This is a genomic window from Acidithrix sp. C25 (assembly GCF_904848545.2).
Genome location: NZ_CAJHCI020000002.1, coordinates 212,206 through 233,915, shown reverse-complemented (window position 1 = coordinate 233,915; position 21,710 = coordinate 212,206). Strand labels below are relative to the sequence as shown.

17 protein-coding genes are annotated in these 21,710 nt (G+C 47.1%); 12 read left to right on the top strand and 5 right to left on the bottom strand.

The annotated features are described in order from the left end of the window. Positions 1-676: 676 nt before the first annotated feature. Positions 677-2,353 (bottom strand): energy-dependent translational throttle protein EttA, encoded by a 1,677-nt coding sequence (ettA, locus tag ACIDITHRIX25_RS94280; RefSeq protein ID WP_052606841.1) that lies wholly within the window; start codon positions 2,351-2,353, stop codon positions 677-679. Between the two features lie 1,174 nt (positions 2,354-3,527). Here ettA and ACIDITHRIX25_RS94275 point away from each other — a divergent pair. Beyond that, the gene (locus ACIDITHRIX25_RS94275) at positions 3,528-3,728 is read left to right on the top strand and encodes a hypothetical protein (RefSeq protein ID WP_201733065.1); all 201 of its coding nucleotides are present in this window, start codon (positions 3,528-3,530) and stop codon (positions 3,726-3,728) included. Positions 3,729-4,025: 297 nt separating this feature from the next. On the opposite strand, the gene ACIDITHRIX25_RS94270 is transcribed toward ACIDITHRIX25_RS94275, so the two are convergent. Beyond that, entirely contained in the window at positions 4,026-5,210 is a 1,185-nt protein-coding gene (locus tag ACIDITHRIX25_RS94270) for an IS1380 family transposase (protein WP_201733063.1), read from the bottom strand. Positions 5,211-5,293: 83 nt separating this feature from the next. Between ACIDITHRIX25_RS94270 and ltrA the strand changes: the two genes are divergently transcribed. Continuing rightward, on the top strand, positions 5,294-6,547 hold the full coding sequence (gene ltrA / locus ACIDITHRIX25_RS94265) for a group II intron reverse transcriptase/maturase (protein ID WP_201733581.1): 1,254 nt from the start codon (positions 5,294-5,296) through the stop codon (positions 6,545-6,547). A 116-nt stretch (positions 6,548-6,663) separates the two neighbouring features. Here the strand turns inward: ltrA and ACIDITHRIX25_RS94260 are convergent, their stop codons facing one another. The 3 genes from ACIDITHRIX25_RS94260 to ACIDITHRIX25_RS94250 all read right to left on the bottom strand — a co-directional run bounded on the left by ACIDITHRIX25_RS94260 (position 6,664) and on the right by ACIDITHRIX25_RS94250 (position 12,428). Continuing rightward, positions 6,664-8,982, bottom strand: coding sequence for an IS1634 family transposase (locus tag ACIDITHRIX25_RS94260; RefSeq protein WP_201733062.1), 2,319 nt, complete (start codon positions 8,980-8,982; stop codon positions 6,664-6,666). A 408-nt stretch (positions 8,983-9,390) separates the two neighbouring features. Then, positions 9,391-10,689: an ATP-binding protein gene (locus tag ACIDITHRIX25_RS94255; RefSeq protein WP_201733061.1), complete on the bottom strand. Its 1,299-nt coding sequence runs from the start codon at positions 10,687-10,689 to the stop codon at positions 9,391-9,393. A gap of 1,598 nt (positions 10,690-12,287) precedes the next feature. After that, positions 12,288-12,428: a hypothetical protein gene (locus ACIDITHRIX25_RS94250; RefSeq protein ID WP_160291921.1), complete on the bottom strand. Its 141-nt coding sequence runs from the start codon at positions 12,426-12,428 to the stop codon at positions 12,288-12,290. Between the two features lie 169 nt (positions 12,429-12,597). Between ACIDITHRIX25_RS94250 and ACIDITHRIX25_RS94245 the strand changes: the two genes are divergently transcribed. The 10 genes from ACIDITHRIX25_RS94245 to ACIDITHRIX25_RS94200 all read left to right on the top strand — a co-directional run bounded on the left by ACIDITHRIX25_RS94245 (position 12,598) and on the right by ACIDITHRIX25_RS94200 (position 21,577). After that, a complete protein-coding gene (locus ACIDITHRIX25_RS94245; RefSeq protein WP_201733060.1) occupies positions 12,598-13,380 on the top strand; it encodes an enoyl-CoA hydratase/isomerase family protein in 783 nt (260 codons plus the stop codon). A 128-nt stretch (positions 13,381-13,508) separates the two neighbouring features. Then, entirely contained in the window at positions 13,509-14,480 is a 972-nt protein-coding gene (gene gmd / locus ACIDITHRIX25_RS94240) for a GDP-mannose 4,6-dehydratase (protein ID WP_201733059.1), read from the top strand. Positions 14,481-14,955: 475 nt separating this feature from the next. Next, positions 14,956-15,690: an ABC transporter ATP-binding protein gene (locus tag ACIDITHRIX25_RS94235; RefSeq protein WP_201733058.1), complete on the top strand. Its 735-nt coding sequence runs from the start codon at positions 14,956-14,958 to the stop codon at positions 15,688-15,690. Continuing rightward, a complete protein-coding gene (locus ACIDITHRIX25_RS94230; RefSeq protein ID WP_152626188.1) occupies positions 15,687-16,346 on the top strand; it encodes a heme exporter protein CcmB in 660 nt (219 codons plus the stop codon). Before ACIDITHRIX25_RS94235 ends, ACIDITHRIX25_RS94230 begins: the two co-directional genes overlap by 4 nt. A 4-nt stretch (positions 16,347-16,350) precedes the next feature. Continuing rightward, a complete protein-coding gene (gene ccsA, locus ACIDITHRIX25_RS94225) occupies positions 16,351-17,133 on the top strand; it encodes a cytochrome c biogenesis protein CcsA (RefSeq protein ID WP_052607085.1) in 783 nt (260 codons plus the stop codon). Positions 17,134-17,155: 22 nt separating this feature from the next. Further along, positions 17,156-17,326 (top strand): hypothetical protein, encoded by a 171-nt coding sequence (locus tag ACIDITHRIX25_RS94220; protein ID WP_160291922.1) that lies wholly within the window; start codon positions 17,156-17,158, stop codon positions 17,324-17,326. 1 nt (position 17,327) lies between these two features. Continuing rightward, entirely contained in the window at positions 17,328-17,828 is a 501-nt protein-coding gene (locus ACIDITHRIX25_RS94215; RefSeq protein ID WP_201733057.1) for a cytochrome c maturation protein CcmE domain-containing protein, read from the top strand. Beyond that, positions 17,825-19,789 carry a heme lyase CcmF/NrfE family subunit gene (locus tag ACIDITHRIX25_RS94210; protein ID WP_201733056.1) on the top strand — a complete coding sequence of 655 codons (1,965 nt, stop codon included), beginning with the start codon at positions 17,825-17,827 and terminating at the stop codon, positions 19,787-19,789. Before ACIDITHRIX25_RS94215 ends, ACIDITHRIX25_RS94210 begins: the two co-directional genes overlap by 4 nt. Further along, complete coding sequence (locus ACIDITHRIX25_RS94205) at positions 19,782-20,402, top strand: TlpA family protein disulfide reductase (protein ID WP_201733055.1); 621 nt, start codon at positions 19,782-19,784, stop codon at positions 20,400-20,402. Before ACIDITHRIX25_RS94210 ends, ACIDITHRIX25_RS94205 begins: the two co-directional genes overlap by 8 nt. Positions 20,403-20,434: 32 nt before the next feature. Next, on the top strand, positions 20,435-21,577 hold the full coding sequence (locus tag ACIDITHRIX25_RS94200) for a cytochrome c-type biogenesis protein CcmH (protein ID WP_201733054.1): 1,143 nt from the start codon (positions 20,435-20,437) through the stop codon (positions 21,575-21,577). Positions 21,578-21,710 lie beyond the last annotated feature (133 nt).

Below are 21,710 nucleotides of genomic sequence, written 5' to 3'. Positions count from 1 at the left end.
GGGAGACGACCTGGCAAATGCGACTTGCTTAGATCTCGGTAGGTATTGTTTGTAGTTTGGCGTTATTTGTCGCTTGATTAGTTATATAGTTTGGAAACAGTCGATTTTCTGCACCGCTTGAAATGGCGGGTATGGCAAGACCAGTCATTTTTATGCCAAAGTTTCTAGGTTTCTTTTCTCTTAGCGGTCGGAGATCTTGCTAGCGTTGAAATCCAGGATGATTGTCCTCGGGGAGTTCCAACTCCTGTTTGTCTCATCAAGCATTCTTCTTTGTGCTCTTTCGATACCACCTTGGGAGTGTAGAGTTGTGGAGATTGAATTGCCATCGCCAGACGCTATTCATTGTCTTGGATATCACAAAGGGATAGCCAAGACAATGATTAAATAACCGCTAGATTTATCAGTTGCCCATAAGGTCTAGGACAGGGTTAGCATAGTGCTAGTAATGGACTATGGCGTTTAGGTTCACGCCCATCTCGCGAGGCTAATGCGATTGGGACGAAAGTCGCAGTATCGGCTCAATGCTTTACCTTGACTATCTTTGCATACATCCCAGCGAGCAGTTACGTGCCTCAGGGCGAATGATATTTGCGACGTTGCCCTAGGGAGATCCTCGCGCGAGCACTTACAATCATCGACATCGCCCTAGAAACCGCCTTGGTGAGTTATCGATGGCTTATCGAGTGAGCTTTTTGTACTTCATCCGATGAGGTCGATCCGCGTCGATGCCAAGGCGTCGGTGGTGATCGGCTTCATAGTCCGAGAAGTTTCCTTCAAACCAGCGGACCTCTGCTTCTCCCTCAAAGGCAAGTATGTGTGTCGCAACCCGATCCAAGAACCATCGATCGTGACTGATCACCACTGCACAGCCAGGAAAAGTCAGTAGGCCATCTTCAAGTGCCCGGAGCGTGTCGACGTCGAGATCATTCGTTGGTTCGTCTAAAAGGAGTAAATTTCCACCAGTTCGCAGGACCTTGGCGAGTTGTACCCGGTTTCGTTCTCCACCAGAGATCTCCCCGACACGCTTTTGCTGTGAACTTCCTTTGAAGCCAAAGCTCGCCACGTAGGCCCGTGCATGGATCTCTCTGCTTCCCACTATGATTCGCTCGATGCCGCCCGTGATTTCGTCAAAGACGGTTGCCGCCGGGTTAAGCGTGTCCCTTGATTGGTCGAGATAGGCAAGAGCCACTGTTGCGCCAACTTCGATTGTACCGCTGTCAGGTTGTTCTAGGCCAACCACCAATTTGAACAGTGTCGTCTTCCCTGCACCATTCGGACCTATGACACCAACAATTCCCCCTGGTGGGAGGCGAAACTCAAGGTCTTCGATGAGCAAGCGGTCGCCGAATCCTTTGGTGAGCCCGCTTGCGTTGACCACGTTGTCGCCCAAGCGGGGTCCTGGTGGAATTGCGATCTCCAAGACATCGCCTCGTCGATCTGCTGCTTCGGCCTCTGCCACCAGCTCATTAAAGGCGTTGACTCTAGCTTTACCCTTGCTCTGGCGGGCTCGAGGTGACATTCGAATCCACTCGAGTTCACGAGCGAGCGCTGCTTGACGTGCCCGATCTGTTTTTTCCTCAGAGGCGAGGCGCGCCTGTTTTTGCTCAAGCCATGAGGAGTAATTTCCTTCCCAGGGGATGCCTCGACCACGATCGAGTTCAAGGATCCAAGAAGCAACGTTGTCGAGAAAGTATCGGTCGTGCGTGATGGCGATCACTGTGCCGCTATAGTCCTGCAGCGTCCGCTCCAACCATGCTACTGACTCAGCATCGAGATGGTTCGTTGGCTCGTCTAAAAGGAGGAGGTCAGGCTTTGCCAGAAGTAATCGGCAAAGGGCAACTCGACGTCGCTCTCCTCCAGAGAGGGTTGTTACGTCGGCATCCGGTGGCGGGAGACGGAGTGCATCCATGGCGACTTCGAGAGTGCGCTCAAGATCCCAGCCTTGTAATGCGTCAATTCTGGTCTGAAGATCACCCTGTTCGGCCAGCAGAGAATCGAAATCCGCCTCTGGATCAGAAAATGCTTCACATACATCATTGAATCTGGCCAAGAGATCCAGCTGCTCTTTTAGGACTTCTGCGACATTGCCCGCGACGTCCTTTGTTGGGTCAAGGAGCGGTTCTTGGGGGAGGTAGCCTACGGTGAACCCGGGAGTGAGTCGGGCCTCACCGCTGTAACCGTCGTCTAGTCCAGCCATTATTCGAAGGAGTGAGGACTTGCCTGATCCGTTCGCTCCGATTACGCCAATCTTTGCTCCTGGGTAGAACGATAGATTGATGTCCTTGAGGACCTCGCGATCGGGTTGGTAGAAGCGACCGAGATTGCGAGTAGTAAAGATATGTTGAGCAACCATGACCTCTAGTCTCACCTGTGAGCAGTGATTTTCCTTCACTTCGAACAAATTTTTTCCATAAATGAGTCGCATCGACATATCCGTATGTCTATTTGTCCGCAGATAAGGCCAAAGCGCCACCCTTGAGTAACTGCAAAGTCCGTCACGGACCTTGCAGGAAAGGCGTTTCATCAGGGTCTTCCTCCGTGTGGAGTACCCGACCTCGATGAACCATTCGTTGCGCCGCTCCAAAATCCCTACGCATGCGTATGTACTCTTTTTCTTTTCGCTCTGGCCGGTCTAGTACTTTGCGTCTTATCCATAGATGCCGAACAAAGACGAATCGATGGTTGCCCATCTCCCATGGACATCTTGCGCTGTCGTGGTTTACTTTGAGATCTTCTGTGGATTGTAGCCGTAGTATCCACTTGGATACTACGGACTTCCGGTTCGCCTTGGAACTTCTTAGCGAGAATCTTTCTCACTTGTAACTATTCAGGAGGGCTGGGCAATAGTGGTGTTGGCAGTACAGCTAGAAAGTTATCCCTACTTTCGACGTGCGTCATGAATGAAAGAGGTTGTAAATCACCTACAAGCTGATAACAATCACACTGCAATGCTACATAGATGATGGAGGTAGGCCCTCCGGGATCGCCTTTTGGGAGGAGATTCCAAACCACCTTATCGATAATGGCACGGGGCATTAGCTAAAGAGCGTTGTTCAAAGAGCGTTGTCCAAAGCGGTACGGAAAAGTTAGAGCAATGACTCTTTCAGGTATGAGTTAAGAAGACGAGTGAAAACAAACCACTGACGAAGCGTTCGAAATTGGTATGGATGATGTCGAAACCGAGGGACGTCGAACTTTCGGGACAACTTGGAGACTAACCCAATTAGTGCTCCTTGGGCATCCGGCGTGTAGGTGGCGTGAGCTTAACATCAGGCGTTTATGTGGAACATGAGAACCCAGTCCTAGACGTTCTTGGCTAAGCCCACATGGGCTAAGCCCATAGATGAGGAAAAACCTACAAGTTGCAGATCAACAAGAGGGAAAGTACCAAATGCCTATGGATTGGGGGCGGACCATCCCGTAGTAGCTACGAAGTCCTTGTAATGAGGATGGAGCCAAGGGGATGGAGTGAACAGGAAATGCAAATGAACAACTTCTCAAGGTAAAAGTTGAGGGGGAGGGATCAAATGACAAGACCACGACAAGAAAAAGCTTTTGATATCGACAAGTACGTCGTACTTAAACCTGAATCCACAGAAATGGACCAGCTTGAGCCCCTCGGTGTGACTCTGAGTCGGTTTTTCGGAACTGATTTAGGTTTGACGGAGGGTCTATGGCTTAAATCTGGTTTCAGAGTGCCAAATATGACCTATTCGCTTTGTGATTGAGCCTTTTTGGTCATTTTTGAGATTGTGAAATCTCATTTTGGGTATAGTGACCTAATCCCTTGTCTTCTAGAGCAGTTCCTTCAAGTAATATTCAGTGTGTTAGGTAACCAGATGTTCAGGTGATGGCGATCTCAAACTTTCTGATCCGATCAAGAGCCTCTAAGAACTTATCCTTATAGTGCCAGTGTTCTTCAAGATGCAGTATTACTTTTCTAGCTGAACGAGTGATATGTCCTGCGATCTGAAAGTAACACCGTCGAAGCTTTGGTGTGGTGATAACAGTTTCTGTAATAGCACCTATTCGTGCAGTGAACCGTGCCAGGTTGTGTGCAATTGCACTGCAATTGCACCAATGGCTAACCAGACCAGAGCTAACCAGACCAGAGCCAACCAAACGGCATTAGCGTTCATGTATCTGGATGGAACATGATTCCATCTAGAACCTCCTTTGAGATCCTTGATGACTAGTTCGATCTGGGCATGTACTCGGTGATCAGCCTCAAGAAAGAGCGTTTCGCCTTGTCGATCGGTAATAAATGCGTGATAGTCATAGTCTCTAAATAGTGCCAGCTGAGACCCTGGAGTAGGCTTGACCCTTCGTACGATAAGACGAACGTCTTGTCTATCTCTTGCAAATGCGCGATATTTCACTTCTGCTACATCAGCTCCACCTTCAAGCCAGTAGGGAATTGAAGTCCAGGCATCCTCTTGGATATCGGAGATGATACCTTTTAGTCTCTTGGACATCCGTGTTGTAATGCAAATGCGAACATCACCCGCACTAGCTGCGTCTCTAACGGCTCTTGAGTAGAACCCAGAGTCAAAACGCATGGTTATTTCACCAGTTGCTCCAGCGGCTCTGGCATTGTTGATTACCTGGGTTACAAACTCCCCGGCACCACGGGCGGTATTGGCATTGCCTTCACGAGTCACTATTCCAAGAATGTCACCTGTCTTGCCAACAGCTGCTAGGTGTGGGTGATACCCCCTTACTTTGGTATAACCAAATCCAGCTCCTTCTTTTTTGTTTCCATATACCTGACATATCGTGGAATCAACATCAATGGTGAGCGGCTCATCACCTGGACCTGCTCCAGCTAGCCAGGCTCGTTCTAGCAACAAAGCTGCAACTCGTTCAACATCTGCGATGTCACTGGTCTCAAAACTACGCAAGAAGACACCAAGAGTGGATGGTGCTGGCATTATCTGACCAAGGATAACTTGTGCATTTGGGCTTTCAAGGATTGCAGTGTCATCAATGCAATCACCACCGGCCAAAATGGAGGCCACGATAGCCATAGCTTTTCTGCCAACATTTGCTCGTCCAGGACGATCCTCTAGGTCAATGTGTAAATCAAAGAGATCCCTAAGGCCAAGTCTCTCAGCAAGGGTGATAGGGAGTATTAACCCACTGTTGGAAACTGCGTTCGAATCGTCAAAGGTGACTATCAAACACTCTAAAGCACTAGCAGATGCTCGCATCTAAAAGGTGCTCCTTGAACTGATGGATTTGAAGTGTCTTCAAACATCATTCTACCAGTTCAGAGCACCTTTTCTATACCAAAATCAAAGTTGAGCGGCTAAATTTTCGGTGGATCCAGGTTAAAGCATACAAAGAGGCAAAAGCCAATCGAGGAGCACCAGGGATTGATAAGCAGTCCATCTCAGTCTTTGAGATGGATCTAAAGAACAATCTCTACCAACTCTGGAATCGAATGGCTTCTGGAAGTTATTTTCCAGCGGCAACTAGATATGTCGAGATAGACAAGTCAGATGGCGGTAAAAGAATCCTAGGTATTCCAACCGTCAAAGATCGCATCGCCCAAGGGGTAGCTAAAGCCTACATAGAGCCAAGATTGGAAGAGGTCTTCCACGAAGACTCCTATGGTTACAGGCCGAATCGCTCAGCCCATGATGCCATTGAAAAAGCACGCAAGAGATGTTGGAAGTACGATTGGGTCATTGATCTAGATATCAAGGCCTTCTTGGACACAATAGATCATGAACTGCTGCTAAAAGCTGTCTCTATGCACGTATCAGAGCCATGGATAATTCTCTACATCAAACGTTGGTTGAAAGCTCCAATGCAAAACAAAGATGGACAACTAATAGATCGAGAGCAAGGATTACCCCAAGGCGGGGTGATTTCTCCGATTTTGGCGAATCTGTTCTTACATTACGCTTTTGACAAATGGATGGTAAAGAACTTACCCTATGCCCCGTTTGAACGATACGCGGATGACCTTTTGGTACATGTGGAAACAAAGAAACGAGCCGAAGAGATCCTAGAGGCTATAGGTCAGAGAATGACGCAGGTCAAGTTGGAGTTACATCCACAAAAGACCAAAATCGTCTATTGTAAGGACTCCAACCGTAAAGGAGAGTTCGAACAAATACGCTTTGACTTTCTAGGATTTACCTTTGCACCACGCTACGCCCGCAATAAGTTCAAGCAGCAGTTTAACAACTTCCTGCCAGCGGCTTCAGATAAAGCGGTAGAAGAAATGGGCAGAGAACTTAGGCGGTTTCGTATTCACCTCCAAACAGGCCAAACCATAGCCGAACTCGCCAGGCTTTACAACCCGGTGATCTTAGGCTGGATCAACTACTATGGACGCTTCTACAAATCCAGATTAGGCCAACTCCTCCGACGTATCAATATCTATTTGATTAGATGGGCACGCAAAAAGTACAGGCGACTTAGCATACGAGCAAATGCTTGGAAATACCTATCTCAAATAGCCGAACGTGAACCCAATCTTTGGGCTCACTGGTCATTTGGGGTAATACCAAAAGTCGGTTCGCTAGGAGCCGTGTGAATTGAGAGGTTCACGCACGGTTCTGTGAGAGCGGGGAGGGGAAGTTCCTCCCCGCCACTCGACAACCACCCCATGAAAGCCCAGGTCATGACCATATTGGTGTCTGGATTTGGGCACTACAGTTGAGCAATCACCTTCTTGGTTCGAGCTAGGGTATCTACTACTCCAAGAATAGAGTAGATCTCTTTTTGGGTAGAGTTTGGAGTAGAGGAGATACGAAGGTTATGTAGACGTTTGTTATCATCTAACATCGTTACGTTCAAGCGGCTATGGGTAGACACTTGAGCAAGAATGCTGTGAACACTTCTTTTGTCACCGGCTTGAGATAAGCTAAGTGCAATTGCTCCATAGAGGTGATAAGCAACTACTGAGATAAATAGATGAGCAGCGGTACGACTAGCTAGTTGGTGATAGATCGGTCTCATCCCTAGATTGCTCTTTAGGGCTTTGAATGCATCCTCTACCTTTGTTAGGGTCATATAGAGCTTCCAGATCTCTTCTGGTTCTAGATCGTTCCTATTGGTCTCAATCACATATGCACCATAGAGAGTCTCAGCTGCTTCTTTTACTTTTGGTTTCTCAGTCAAAACCAGCTCTTTGACTTTTTGATCATCGCCAGTTATGGTATCTATCTCATAGCGACGTGCAATAGAGCGATGCTCTTGCTTTAGCTTTCCTATTCTTGAAGCCACAGTTGTGGCATTGGAATATTGACCACGCTTAACTGAGTCAGCTAGTTTGTCAAATGCACTCTGGAACTTAGTTTGCATACCTCTAGCAATTGCCTCTTCTTTATCCCTGCGACGCTCTGAGATACATAGGATCTGCTTTATCTTGTTGTCCATTGAGTCACTTGCGTATGGTTGAGCTCTATTGGAATGGTTGGCTTGGGGTTCATTGCTCTGGGAGTGCTTGGCCTGTGGACCGCCAACTTGTGGAGCAGTATCCATCGAATCGATACCGAGGGACTCGCCGCCAAGTGAATGGTTAGCTTGTGGATGAGCGCTGAGTGATCCAGCATCGATGAAATCAACACGCATCGACTCGATGCCCATCGACTCGATGCCCATCGACTCGATGCCCATCGACTCGATGCCCATCGACTCGATGCCTTGTAGATGAACAACTATTTGCTCAGAATCCACCTCAGCACCCAGGTGGCCACCCGACTCAGCAACTTCTCCCTCGGCACCCGATTCGGCAACTTCTACCTCAGCAACTTCTCCCTCGGCAACTCCCACCTTGCCATCCATCTCGGCACCCGCCTCGGCAGCTTCTCCCTTGTCATCCAGCTCAACACCCAGGTCATCACCCAGTTCTTTGATGTAGATGCTCTCATTGGAGGAGTTCTTGATCTCTAAGAAGGTATCTTTTCCTTGGCGTAGTTCAGCTAGATAGTGTCTAGCTGCATTAGCGCGTGTAATTACCAGATAGCTAAGACCATAGGACTCAATCAGTGCGATGTTGTCATAAGTTGCTATCCCTCTATCCATGATAACCGTTGGGAGATCTTCGCTAAAGAGTCCCTGTCTTAGGTGACTAGAGATACTAGATAAGACATCACCAAGGGTTTCAGGCTCTGACTGATTACCGGGATATATGTGGCTATAGATCGGTAGTCCACGATCATCCACCAAAAGGGCAAGACTTACTAAAGTACAGTCGAAGCGCTTCTCTTTGGAGTGGCCATATTGGGCTAGATCATTACCAAGTGTTCGTCCCTCAAAATAGGCATTGGTAAGATCAAATAAAAAGAGACGCTTATTAGTTGGGTAAAGCTCATTCTCGGCTTTGATAAGTGCCATCTCGATTGAGTCTTTGGCTTCGTAGATAGCATCAGCTATCTCATAAATAGCATCTTTACCGATATTGCTAAGGTCTTGGTCTACCAATTCATAGAGTGCAGAGTCCTCTTTTAGGAAGCGATGTGTTTCAAGATCAGAAGAAGGAGCAACCAAACGAGCACATATTACAGCTTTAGCAATTGCTGTCTCTTTTTCACTAAGGCCACAACGTAGTAGCTGCTCTTTGATCTTCAATCTGTCATAGAAGCTACTAGCTATTAGTTCAGGACCTAAGCGCCTAATATCAGATGCCTCTAGAGATGATGTATTGACATTTAGGAACTCGGCATCTTTTGTGATTACTTCACGATCAGAGCGAAGTGTTTGAGTAACAGAAAAGCTAGATAGAACTTTATCGGCGATTGACTTTAGTTCTAGATCACCTTCAAACAAAGACTCAGAGCCAGCTAGTCTCATCGTCAATATCTGAGCTAGCTTCTTGTAGTCCTTAGGATCAATCTCAAGTCGTCCTAGATCCATAACTATCTCTTGGCGTACTTTGTCTCCTTCGCGATAAGACCTAACTAACTGATGCTTTATATATTTAGTTCCAGTTGCCTTATTCTTAGTGGTCTTCTCGCGAATGAACATATAACAAGTATACCAGATGAATTACCTTGTAGGCCAATATTCCCAGCTAACTCTCAGCTTAGGGCACTACATTCGCCACTTGAGAAAACCGAACTTCATCTACCAGCATCTCCAAATAGGGGTTACCCCTAAATAGGGGCTAAAAGGGGGCTTAAACGGGGTCTTGGGGGGAATTCAGCCGAAACTGGGGTTAGGTCGTTTTCGAGTCGATATTCCTTTTGGCGGAGTCTTTACAACAACTCGGGTGGATTCTCCTTCACCAGCCTGTTCTGTTGGGTCAATTAAATGTTGCTGGCAATATTGGCGACCTGAACAGTTACTCTCACTTTTCTATAGGAAGTGAACTGATTGATATCGTGATCGTTGATCCTTGATCGTATCTTCATCGCAGTGCGGCGATTTTACACGTTAACGACGCAGCCAGGAACCGATGGCATAGAGTGGTACGTTTACTAAATCCTCTTGTACGCGATAATTCGACAATGAAAAGCGAGCAGCTTCTGGTGGCTGAAAGCGATCAATATAACTGCGAAGGCTCTTAGATTTCAGGTTCTCAGATGCTTTTACCTCAATCGGAACTAGTCCTGAAGGTCTTTCGATGGCAAAGTCAACTTCAGCAGTTGGCTTCTCGGGGGTCCAATACATTGGAACTTCATTTCTCGTAGCGACTATCTGTTGTAGAACGTATTGTTCCGTGAGAGCACCATGGAATTCGACAAACGTCCTCGATCGGTTGACCAAGACAGTGGGGTCCAATTTAGTGAGTGCGCCAAGTATTCCAACGTCATGAAGGAAGAGCTTGAATATCTTGGGATCCTCATAGCTCCGTGCTGGGTGAGCAGGTTTTGTAAACCGGGTTACCTTGTGGACTAGCCCCGCTCCTTGTAGCCAGCTAATCGCATCCTCGAAATCTCGAGATCTAGCTCCTTCTCGTACGTGGCCAAAGACAAAGCGTCTATTTTCGCGGGCAAGTTGGGCGGGCATCGATTCCCAAACTTGGGCGATTTGGCGACTTATTGAGGGGGTCGCATATTTGGCAAAGTCATTCTCATATCCTCGGACAATCTCTAGTTGAACTTTTCGAGCAGCCGCAACCGACCTCTCTTCTCGATAAATTGATACCGCCTCCGGCATCCCGCCCACGAAGATGTATTCATTTAGTAGTTCAACCAAATGATTATGGAACGTAGACATTAGACCGTAATCTTGTTCCAGCAAGAGGTCGGCTAGATGCTCTTCTCCAAGTCCTCTAAGGAACTCATCAAAGTCCAGGGCGTGAAGGTTAAGAATGTTTACCTTGCCTACTGGAAAAGAGTTATCTTTATGAAGCGCAACCCCAAGGAGTGAGCCGGCGGTTGCTAAATGGATATCAGGGCGTAGCTCTTGAAAGTACTTGAGAGAGGTAAGCGCTCTTGGAACATCCTGGATCTCATCGATCACGAGAAGAGTTCTAGCGGGATCGATAGTAGCCTTGGCAATAATTTGAAGGCCTTGTAATAACCTGTTTGGATCGAGGTCGCCCTCGAACAGTTGATTCACGTCTGGGTTACGCTGACAGTTGACGTACACTACCTTTTCGTAATTGCGCTTACCAAATTCTTGTATAAGCCAAGTCTTTCCGACTTGTCGTGGTCCGAGGATGACAAGGGGTTTGCGAAACTTATTGTTTTTCCAGTTCTCCAGCGATTTTAAACAATGCCGTTCCATATAACCATTATACTTCGTCGCACAAAATTCCATGGAAACAATGTCAATTCATACACATAATTCCATGGAATCAAGGTGAAAGGGCGCTGCATATCACAGGCGTATCAGTTCCATCTTGATCGTCTAGAAGTTGTAATCGATCTTCTCATTCCCCGAACTAATCCCAATCAGAGTAGATTTTTGGGATAGACATTCCCGATAGGCTCCGGGGGATGACGCATCCACTTTATGTGCTAAATTAGCTCTTCGTCCCGTTTGAACCGATTTGGATCTGGTCGTTTTACCGTATTGAAGTCGTTATAACGGGAAATGTCGTTGACGACATAAAGCTTTGGGCATCGGTGCGGATAGCAACTCAAAAGCCGATATCGCGAACATTATGATACACAACTTCAAATAGATCGCCCCGACGACTCCAAAGGCAAGTTGTCTATCGTTTATCCTTCTGAGGTGATTTAGTTTTAGGGTTACGAATTCCTCGATGCCTCGAGCCTCGCCTTTGCAACCAAATAATCGAAGATTGCAAATGAAATCGCGATCAATACATCATAAGGTGCCATGGCATGGCGGTTATACCAAGAAGCATTATCTAAGTGCAGATGATTTAGCACGACCAATTGATATCCGCCTGATAAAGTGCGCAGTCACTGTGCAATTAAGCCACCGATCGGACAATTAGCAGTTAGCGCAATTCCCATCACGAACGGTGGGATCGATAAGATCGGAGAGTTACCTTCAGAATGACTCCGCTTTCATTAGTTCAAATCTCTCTTGCTTGGTGGATTCTCATGCGTTGTACGCGGCTGCTTTGCTCAGGAAGGCATTGTCCTTCTGTAATCCTGCCATCTCACGGCGAAGTCGTACGAGATCTTGGCGTTCAGCAGCGCTCAGAGGCTCTTTGCTTGTGATTTCGCTAGCTTGGATGCATCGACGTTCGTCGCGGATCCACCTTCTAAGTGAATCCTCTTTAAGGATGAGCTCTATAGCTACTCTTTTACGCTACGGCCGTAATCAATTGCTCTATGGGCTGCTTTTGAACTCCGAGGCGAAGTTCCTCCTATTGATTGCCATAGTGGCACCTAACATTGCAACATCGTATGGGTAATTGTTAGGTGTCTACTGATTCTGGGTAACCTCAGTGATTTCGGATTTAACCTTAAAGGTTGATAGGCCACTTATGTCTATGGGCGGCATGCGCAAGGTGACAGTCTCAAGGCGATAGTTGCTATTGCAAGCAAGGTATTCGGACAGGTAATGGGAGCTGATTCAGGGTATCTAAATCTCAAAGTTTTTTCGTCGCGGCAGTTTTAGATTCTGATTGGATGTGTTGCATATAGAGTCTGGCGATCTGGATAATGGTGTTTTTGCCCAAATATCTTTAAGTCCAAATATCTTTCACTAAAGATTGAGATATCGGCTCGGAAAAGGGGCATCCCATCACATCAATCCTGAAATCGCGAGCTCTAATTATTGGACAACACTGGAGTGGATCTCCAAAGTCTTCGCTTCCGATCGGAGATTTTCATTTAGCTACAGTTTGACAATTTGCTTTGCAGTAGATGCTAGTTAGCAGCCAAGGGGTGAATGAGGACAGATATTTAACGCTGACCAAAGATAGATTCGTTGGGAAGATCAATTTCACTTAGCTCTAGGGTGTTTCGAATTGTCATATGGAGCTTTACTGGGAGATTTTCAGCGTCGTTGGTGAGAGTTGCAATTTCGTTTCGGCGATAGGGCAATTTTCTCCGATTGTCGAGAGTTCGTAATCCAACCTGCGCCCTCGATGGAACTCGTTTTCAAGTTCCGAATTTGAGGCAATCTGATTTTCGTGTTGATGTGAATCATTCTTAGAGATTCTTTTTTGTTAAATTAGATATTTGGATTGATTTATAGGAGTACATTTTGGTTATGTCTAGTCCAGAATTAATCGTAGAAGTCAAAGATTCGACACTTTTTCTAATTATTAATCGTCCTTCAAAGATGAACTCCATCACTATGGAGGTCTTAGATGCGATTCATCAAGAGTTGAAGCGTTTTGAAAATGAACACTACGTGCGCTCGGTGGTTATTCGCGGGAGTGGTAATAAGGCCTTTTCGACTGGCGTTGATCTTTCGACTATGGCCGAAGGCGCAACCTTTTACGAATTGCATCGTGCCAGAGCGGCACTTGGTGGCCTCTTTCAATATATGTGGAGCTATCCAAAGGTTATAGTGGCTGCCGTAGATGGCTACGCGCTGGCCGGAGGTTTTGGCCTTATGGCTGCTTGTGATATGGTCTTAGCAACCTCACGGTCAAAGTTTGGAGCACCTGAGATCAACGTTGGAGTTTGGCCATTCGTGATTACGGTGCCATTGCTTCGATATATTGCGCCTAGGGCACTGTTTGAATTGATGATAACAGGTGAGCGTATTGACGCCAATCGCGCTTTGGAGCTTGGCGTGATCAACAAGGTAGTTTCAGAAGAAAAGTTCGATGGAGAACTCTTTAAAGTTCTTGCAACTCTTAATTCAAAGTCTGGATCTATTACGGCACTCGGTAAGAGTTCGTTTTACAAGGCTATGGATATGACTTCCGAGCAAGCCCTTTCCTACCTTCAGTCCATGCTTTCAATTGTGACCCAAACACAGGATTCCAAAGAGGGGATTATGGCCTTTGTTGAAAAGCGAGCAGCCTCTTGGAATGATAACTAGATAGACGGACTCTGGTTCTGAGAGTGGTGCTAGCGATATTACGATTAGATTCGTATCTGTTGCAATTGGAGGTCACTAAATTTCGACCTCTGTTTTCATTCATCGATGTCATAGACTTGGAGCAGTAGTTGGGCAAAGTAGCACTAGTGACTGGTATCACCGGTCAAGACGGTTCCTATTTGGCAGAGTTTCTTTTGTCGATGGGGTATCGAGTGATAGGTATGACGCGAAGATCTTCGACTCTAAACTTTGAGCGAATCGCCCATATCCAAGATTCAATAGAACTCGTATCTGGAGACTTACTGGACCAAACTTCGCTGCAGACCGTATTGAGTGAGTCCAAGCCGGATGAGATTTACAACCTGGCAGCTCAGTCTTTCGTTCAGACCTCTTTTAGTCAGGCCGTTCTAACGGGAGAAACTACCGCTCTTGGTGTTACAAGACTGCTAGATGCGGTCAGAACCGTGGTTCCATCCGCTCGGTTTTACCAAGCATCTTCTTCGGAGATGTTTGGTAAGGTTCAAGAGGTTCCACAGCGTGAATCGACACCTTTCTATCCTCGGTCACCCTACGGGGTTGCCAAATTGTATGGCCATTGGCTCACGGTGAACTACAGAGAGAGCTATGGAATGCATACTAACTCTGGTATTTTATTCAACCATGAATCTCCACGACGTGGTCTTGAATTTGTGACCCGTAAGATTACAAATTCTGTTGCATCGATCAAGTTAGGTCTCACTAACGAACTTCGCCTCGGTAATTTGGATGCACAGAGAGATTGGGGATACGCCAAAGACTACGTTCGAGCGATGTGGCTCATGCTTCAACAAGATGAGCCCGGTGACTTTGTCGTTTCGACTGGGGAGACTCATGAAGTAAGGGAGTTCGCAAAGCTCGCCTTCGAGGTAGTGGACCTTGACTATCGAGATTATGTGGTCCTGGACGAGCGTTTTGTGAGGCCCGCAGAGGTTGATCTGTTGGTCGGCGACAGTTCTCATGGAGAGGCAAAGCTTGGATGGAAGCGCGAAGTCGATTTTCCTGAGCTTATCCGAATGATGGTCGAAAGCGATTTAGAGATTCTCAAACGCCAGATCGGATAAGTAGCAAGATTTTCGACAAAGGTCGCACTTGTACCGGATGAGATTCTCTTAGTGACCGCTTGCTAGTTGCTTTGTACTTGTTTTTGTCTTGGCTTGAGTGCGGCTAGTGGGAGAAGTCGAAGATTTTAAAGTGACTAATCCGAGGCGATGGCGAACCAATCCCGGTCGTAAATACCTTGAATGCACCATGGTCTTTGGTTTTGATGGCCTGGTCGCTTTTTTGTTGACTGTGTAATTTTCAAAGGTGTAGTTGGGTCTCTATAAAGCTTAAGTGCTCGGCGTCATTGGTTAGGTATTTTATTTTCGTAGTGGATGAGCGCCCTGTCGCCTTGATTATTCCGTTTGACGATCTCCATAAGGATGATTGCAATAAAAGAGTTCGCTGCATCGTTGAAACCCTTCGACATCAGTTTTTGAATATATCTTTCCTCAAAGGAGGCGAAGCGTCACGTTTGCTAAGAAGAAGTCCAATGAAATGTCGCTCGCCTCAGAGACAGAGGCTGCATATCTAATAGAACTGGATCACATTGGTATCCAAGTCGGCGGTTTTCCTGCTGTGTACGGTCTAACTTTGAGGGTTGAACCGGGAGATTTGCTTTTGATTTCTGGTCCTAATGGTGCTGGAAAGACTACTCTTTTTCGTGCTATAGCTGGTCTAGCTAGGATCAACTCGGGTCGAGGTTCAGTTCTTGGTTTCGACTTGTATTACCCAGATAGAGGTCTGAGGTCTCGAATAGGACTTATTAGCCACACCAGCTACCTCTATGAGGATTTGAGCGTGGATCAGAACTTGAAGATTACGACTAAGAGTCTTGGTTTGTCGCCTCAAAGAGTAGATAGCGCAAAAGAGCTACTTGGTCTCGATCGACGCCTCTGTCAAACATCGGTTTCTCAACTTTCAGCAGGTCAGAAAAAAAGAGTTACCTTGGCTAACTTGGTGATAAAAAACCCCCCTATTTGGTTGCTGGATGAGCCTCATGCCTCGTTGGATTCAAATGGTCGCAGTGTTGTCGATATGTTAATTCTCGAAGCCAAAAAGCGAGGTACTGCTGTTTTGGTATCAAGTCATGAAGGCCATGGTCCGCTTCTAGGTAGTGGTCGCTCTTTGACTTTGGTGGGTGGAAGGTTTCTCCCTAGTCCAAGGGACGATAAAGCTGCTTTTGACAAAGAGGGCTCATCGATCGATTCGACTTGGGATCCCTCGGCATGAGAGCGATGACGATCTTTAAAAAAGATCTTTTGATTGAAAGTCGTTCCAAGAGCGGCCTTGGTCAGGTGTTGCCCTTTGCCTTGATTGTGCTTTTACTATTTGGCTTCGCCTTCGATACCCAAGGGCCGCTTATGGTCAGTATCTCGCCGGGTCTATTTTGGGTTTTGATTACATTCTCTTCGATCTTGTTGGTATCACGTTCAATGCGAGTGGAGTCCGAAAATGATGCTGTGGACGGTCTACTGCTGCTTGGGTTCGATGGTATCTCAATTTTTGTAGGTAAGTTTCTAGCTCTCTTTTTGATTCTGCTGATCCTGGATATCTTGGTTGGAATTGGGGTTGTAGTCCTATTTTCGGTCCCAATTCATAGCTTTTTGCTACTGTCCCTGTCGACACTATTGGCTACTGCTGGTATAGGATCTGTAGGTCTGGTTTTTGGCGCCCTAGTTCGTGGAGCTAATTCTTCGGAGAGCTTGGTTCCCATGCTTGTCTTGCCGATATTAGCACCAGTTGTAATTTCGGCGACAAAGGCGTGGAGCGATGCATTGAATGGCCATGGTTCGATTTTTGATCCATGGTTGAAACTTTTATTGGTCTTTGCTGTTGTATTTATAGTTGGCGGCGCGGTCTCCTTTGGCGCCATTTTGGAGGACTGAACTCTTGAAATTGAAGATTGCACAGAGATATTTGGCCGCGAGTGCCCTTGTTGCCATCGCGGCAACTGTGGTGTTAGGCCTGTTTATAACTCCGCCAGATGCGGTTCAGGGAAATTTAGCCAGGTTGGTTTACGTCCATCCGGCGGTGGCTTGGGTTGCATATTTAGCTTACGGAGTCACCACTTTGGCCTCGTCTCTATACCTTTGGAGGCCAACGCGCTCGCTTAGGTGGGATCGCCTCGCATCTTCCTCGGCGGAGGTGGGAGTTGTCTTTACAGCACTGACGCTCATTACGGGATCGATTTGGGGTCGTCCCGCATGGGGTGTCTGGTGGACCTGGGATGCACGGCTCACCACCACTGCGATATTGTTAGTTCTCTACCTAGGATATCTCGCGCTACGTGCTGTTCCAATGCCGGCAGATAAACGCGCTAAGCGATCCGCAATAGCGGCTTTATTTGCCTTCATTGACGTTCCAATCGTTCATGAGTCCGTTGTTTGGTGGCGAACCCTTCACCAAGGCGCAACTGTTGCATCGTTGGGGATGAATGCCAAGATTCACGGGATTATGGCCTGGACTATGTTGCTAGGGTTTGTTGCTTTTACTCTCGCGTATTGTGCATTGGTTGTCTTTAGATACAGGATTGCTCAAGGCGAAGATTCTCTGCGAGAGAGACAAATTTCTCAATGGCAAAGCGAAAGATTGGCTCAATCACAAAGTGATGCAGATCGCGTTAGCGAACTGCTAGATAACGCTAATTCTAAAAGCAACGTTAAAATGGTTTGAGCAGGATCGGATAGATTTAAAGATGAATGGTTACGTAGAAGCAGGTTATGGATTTGTCCTAGGTGGACTTGGGGCGTATTGGGCTTGGTTAGCTAGTCGAAATTCTAGAGTAAAAAAGGCTTTGATTCCAATTCCAGTTGAAAATGAAAGAAGGCGACCGAACTCCTCTAACCCAAGACAGGGAGAGAGATAGTTTGTCGGAGCAACAAGAGGTATCGGACCTCCTCAATGATCGGGCAATCTTTGAACCGCCACTCCCAAAAAGGGCTAAACGGCGCCGAGCCTTAAAGATATGGTCTCCATTTGTAGTTTTAGCCCTAGCACTGGGATTTCTTTTAGTTCGGGGCCTCGGCAACGCCTTAGTTTATTTCAGGACGGTAGATGAGACACTCTCCATGGAGGCAACCTTGGGGACTTCTACTTTTCGCCTGGAAGGAGTTGTTGTGCCTCACAGTGTTACCACTAACAATCAGGGGGGCGTTGATTTTCAAGTTTCAGGTGTGGATGGGCGAAGGATTTCTGTAATTGACAGCGCTAATCCTCCTCAGCTTTTTCAAGCGAATCTTCCAGTTGTGCTGGTGGGTTACCTTTCTCATGGAACTTTTTACTCTAATCAGATCATGGTCAAGCACTCATCGAGTTACATAGCGGCGCACCCCTCTCGAGTTGCGTCACTTGGCGGAAAGAAACTATGAACGCGATAATTGGCACCGCAGGTCTAGTCGTGTCGATCGTTGGTTCAATCTCGGGGATTATCTCGTACCTGTTTGGCATTCGTGCTAAGGATGCTAAATCTATTCGGCGCAGTGGGGGATTTGTGGTACTGGTCTTTGCTGGTGCGCTAATTAGCACCGGTGCCATGCAGCATGGCCTTTTGACTCATGACTTTTCCCTTAGCTACGTTGCCTCGAACTCTTCACGGGAGACACCGCTTCTCTATCAAATTACCGGTATGTGGTCATCTCTTGCTGGATCCATCTTGCTATGGGCGACAATCTTGGCTCTCTATCTGGTTTTAGTCCTTTTTAAATATCGAAAGCGCGAGTTAGATGTTGCCTTTGGATGGGCGATGGTAGTGGGGTTGGTTGTAGCTGGCTTCTTCTTTATAATGATGGCCACCTCTGCTAACCCATTTCTGACTCTTGCCCATCCGCCGATTGACGGAAGCGGGCCTAATCCGCTTCTTCAGAACTATCCCTTGGTGGCCTTTCATCCACCAATGCTCTATATGGGCTATGTTGGTTTTACTGTTCCATTTGCATTCGGAATAGCGTCGCTCATCTCCAATCGTTCCGATACAACATTTGCTCGAGAGACTAGGTACTGGGCGTTGGTTGCCTGGATATTTTTGACACTTGGTATCTTCCTTGGGGCTTGGTGGTCATATCAAGTTCTTGGTTGGGGTGGCTATTGGGCTTGGGATCCAGTTGAAAATTCCGCCTTTTTACCTTGGCTTTTTGGAACCGCTTATCTTCATTCTTCCATGTCCGGCTCTCGGGGCGGAAATATGAAGATCTGGAATATTGGCCTTTTGGTGGCTACATTTTCAATGACAATTTTGGGCACCTTCTTTACCCGCAGTGGCGTACTGCAGTCGGTGCATGCCTTTTCGGGATCGACGCTAGGTCCTATCCTTATAATCTTTTTTGCCTTTGTAACTGTAGTTTCGTTCGGCCTTATCGCCTGGCGCGCCTCGTCGATGCGTGCGTCGTCGTTCTCTGCGACTGGTATAAATAGAGATGGCACCTATCTTGTGAACAACCTCTTATTTAGCGCCTTTGCCGGCATCGTCCTTTTAGGAACGACGTTTCCACTTTTGGCTCAAGCTATCAACAACTCGATCGTATCGGTGGGACCACCGTTCTTCAATGCCTTTACAGCACCACTAGGGTTGGCCCTTTTGTTTTTTATGACGGTTTCACCCTTTGTCCCTTATACCAATATTTCGATCAAGTCTCTCTTCAATGAGCTCTTTGTGCCATTGATGATGGGTCTTCTAGCGATGGCGATAGCGGTATTTTTGGGTTCTAGGGATAAGGGCTTGATAGCAGCCTATGGTTTTGGTACCTTTGCCTTGACGGGTTCGCTCAAGAAGATGATTGGGGTACTTCTCTCCCGACGAGGCCTAAAGCAGTCGTTTTCGGTTCGAGCACACCTTATGGGGGGTTTGATTGCCCATATTGGTGTTGCTGTCGTGGCTATAGCTCTAGCCACGTCTACCGCCTTTGGTGTCCGGGGAGAGGTGAAGATCTCTCCATTTCAAAGCGCATATTTTCAAGGTCACAAACTCACATATGAGGGCGTATCGACCCTGGTGACGCCAGCTAAAACCTCACTTCGAGCTGCAATTATGATCGATGGTCGGGGGCCCTTTTATCCAGCCATCTCTCAGTTTGGAACGAATTCCCAAGTTGTGGGTACCCCAAGTGTGAGTGCCGGTATTTTAAGAGATGTCTCCGTCACACTTGATTCACCACCACAGAGCGCTAAGTCGCAGGTAATCATCGGTGTAGTGGTCGAGCCACTGGTGTCTTGGCTTTGGATCGGTGGGGTACTTATGGGACTTGGTGGTGGCCTTGCTCTTTTAGGCTCGCTTCGGTTCAAATCTAAGGTTCCCCAAATAAACCAGCTAAAGGGTGAAGCAGTAGGTGTCTAACGATTTGACACATGATGACGCTGAACCTCTTGTTACGGGTCAGCCTTCTGAGCAAAGGAGAGGGGGAAGAAGACTTAGATGGGTTTTGGCTTTGGTCGCCATTCTTGTGGTGGCTTTTTCGGTCTCAGTGGCATTTCTCACGCCGACTTCAACCTCGACCGTAGCTGCCTCTAATCTGATCGGTCAGAACGCACCAGAATTGGCGGGTACTACGCTCTCTCATTTGGCTATCGCGCCACATCCGTATCGTGGCGATTACTTGATCGTGAACTTCTTTGCTAGCTGGTGTATACCATGTCGTAGCGAAACTGGAGCGATCGAGTCATTTGTGAGATCTGCTAAGAGTCGACCTTATGGCTCTAGGTTGGCGATTTTGAGCGTAACCGTAAACGATCGACGGTCTTCGGCAACAGCGTTTGTTCGACAGACGGGAATGTTTTGGCCGGTCATTTACGACGGTAATGGCGTGATCTCTTTGAATTGGGGAGTGGTGAACCCGCCCCAGACCTTTATAGTTGCACCCAATGGGAAGGTGGTCACTCGGATTGTAGGACAGGTCACAACCGCTACACTCTCTTCAGTACTTAGCCTTGCCTACTCGACCTACGGTTAGAGGAATTAATGCGAAAGAGATACTTTTAGCGGTTGGAAGCTATCAAATTGGATCCCGAAATTAGTGAAAATGGGCAACCTCGACCAAAGAGGTTCGCCTACTCTAAGACAACATGGCGCCTAAGTATTCTTATGGTGATCTTTGTCGTTACCATCTTTGGCTATCTCTTTTTGTCTCCTCACAAAGTGACGATGGCAAGTCGTATTAGCCATCTTGAAGCAGTTATAAAGTGTCCTACCTGTATTTCGGTCTCGACCAAGGATGCAAATACTTCGTCAGCTTATGCACTACGTGCCTTTATCTCTCAAATGGTTCATTCTGGCGCTAGCGACTCGGAGATTATCAATCAATTGGTTGCGACATATGGCCCGTCGATTCTTCTGACCCCTCCTAATTCAAATGGCGGTCTTTATTTGGCGGTCTTTGGTGGTTTGGTCGCCATCGCAGGTCCCATAGGTGGTTTTTTGTACTATCGACGACGCCGAAGTACCAAAATGGAGAGCTCCCTAGAGAGCCATGACGGCCAAGAGGTGGACTCAGCCGTTAGGGTCGATTATCTAGGCGTCTCTGATCTGAATTTAGTAGATGATTCGACTGCGCCAATAAGTCGTCCGGTTGTTAGTCGCCGATCATTTGAGATAATCCGTCGGGCTACATGGCCCCAGAGGATTGTAGCTGTTGTAGGGGTGGTGCTGGTTCTGAGCGGGGCGGGGCTTTTGCTTTTTAGTCTTACCACTTCTAGCGCTGCCGCGGGAGGCCTTTCAGTCTCGCAAGTTGCCCTAGATATTCAAAATGGACAAGATCTGGCTAGTGTTGGCTCTGATACTGCCGCACTTTCGCTCTTTAGCGCGGTTTTGCATAGTGAACCAAGTCAGCCTGTGGCGCTTGCTTGGAACGGTTGGCTCCTACTGCAGGCAGGAAACAAGGATAAGTCGAATGCTCTTCGAGTCCAAGGCTTAGCACAACTTAGTCGATCCGTTCAGGTTGATCCTTCCTATATATACGGAAGGTTATTTTATGGAATAGCTCTCTTTACAGATCAGGGAAACCCTAATGCGGCGGTGAGGCAGTTTGACGCATTCTTCAAACTCTCTCCGTCTGCGGCGTTGTTAAAGCAGGTTCATTCTGATATTGCGAGCGCTTATAAGGCAGCCCATCTTCTCGTACCTTCGTAGGTTGTAAAAATTTATTGAATTTTTACGGTATTTGTGCCCTCATTTATATTGATTTATTTTTTTGATGATGGAAGGCTCTCTTAAAAAGATTGATTTTGTGAAGAAATTAGAAACTATTTTGTATCTCCAATGG

Excerpts from the sequence above, each read along its gene's own strand:
- ACIDITHRIX25_RS94220 (WP_160291922.1), top strand. The coding sequence starts at position 17,156 with ATGAATGGTTACGTAGAAGCAGGTTATGGATTTGTCCTAGGTGGACTT.
- ACIDITHRIX25_RS94270 (WP_201733063.1), bottom strand. The coding sequence starts at position 5,210 with ATGCGAGCATCTGCTAGTGCTTTAGAGTGTTTGATAGTCACCTTTGAC.
- ACIDITHRIX25_RS94230 (WP_152626188.1), top strand. The coding sequence starts at position 15,687 with ATGAGAGCGATGACGATCTTTAAAAAAGATCTTTTGATTGAAAGTCGT.
- ACIDITHRIX25_RS94275 (WP_201733065.1), top strand. The coding sequence starts at position 3,528 with ATGACAAGACCACGACAAGAAAAAGCTTTTGATATCGACAAGTACGTC.
- ACIDITHRIX25_RS94260 (WP_201733062.1), bottom strand. The coding sequence starts at position 8,982 with ATGTTCATTCGCGAGAAGACCACTAAGAATAAGGCAACTGGAACTAAA.
- ettA (WP_052606841.1), bottom strand. The coding sequence starts at position 2,353 with ATGGTTGCTCAACATATCTTTACTACTCGCAATCTCGGTCGCTTCTAC.
- ACIDITHRIX25_RS94245 (WP_201733060.1), top strand. The coding sequence starts at position 12,598 with ATGTCTAGTCCAGAATTAATCGTAGAAGTCAAAGATTCGACACTTTTT.
- ACIDITHRIX25_RS94255 (WP_201733061.1), bottom strand. The coding sequence starts at position 10,689 with ATGGAACGGCATTGTTTAAAATCGCTGGAGAACTGGAAAAACAATAAG.
- ACIDITHRIX25_RS94210 (WP_201733056.1), top strand. The coding sequence starts at position 17,825 with ATGAACGCGATAATTGGCACCGCAGGTCTAGTCGTGTCGATCGTTGGT.
- ACIDITHRIX25_RS94235 (WP_201733058.1), top strand. The coding sequence starts at position 14,956 with ATGTCGCTCGCCTCAGAGACAGAGGCTGCATATCTAATAGAACTGGAT.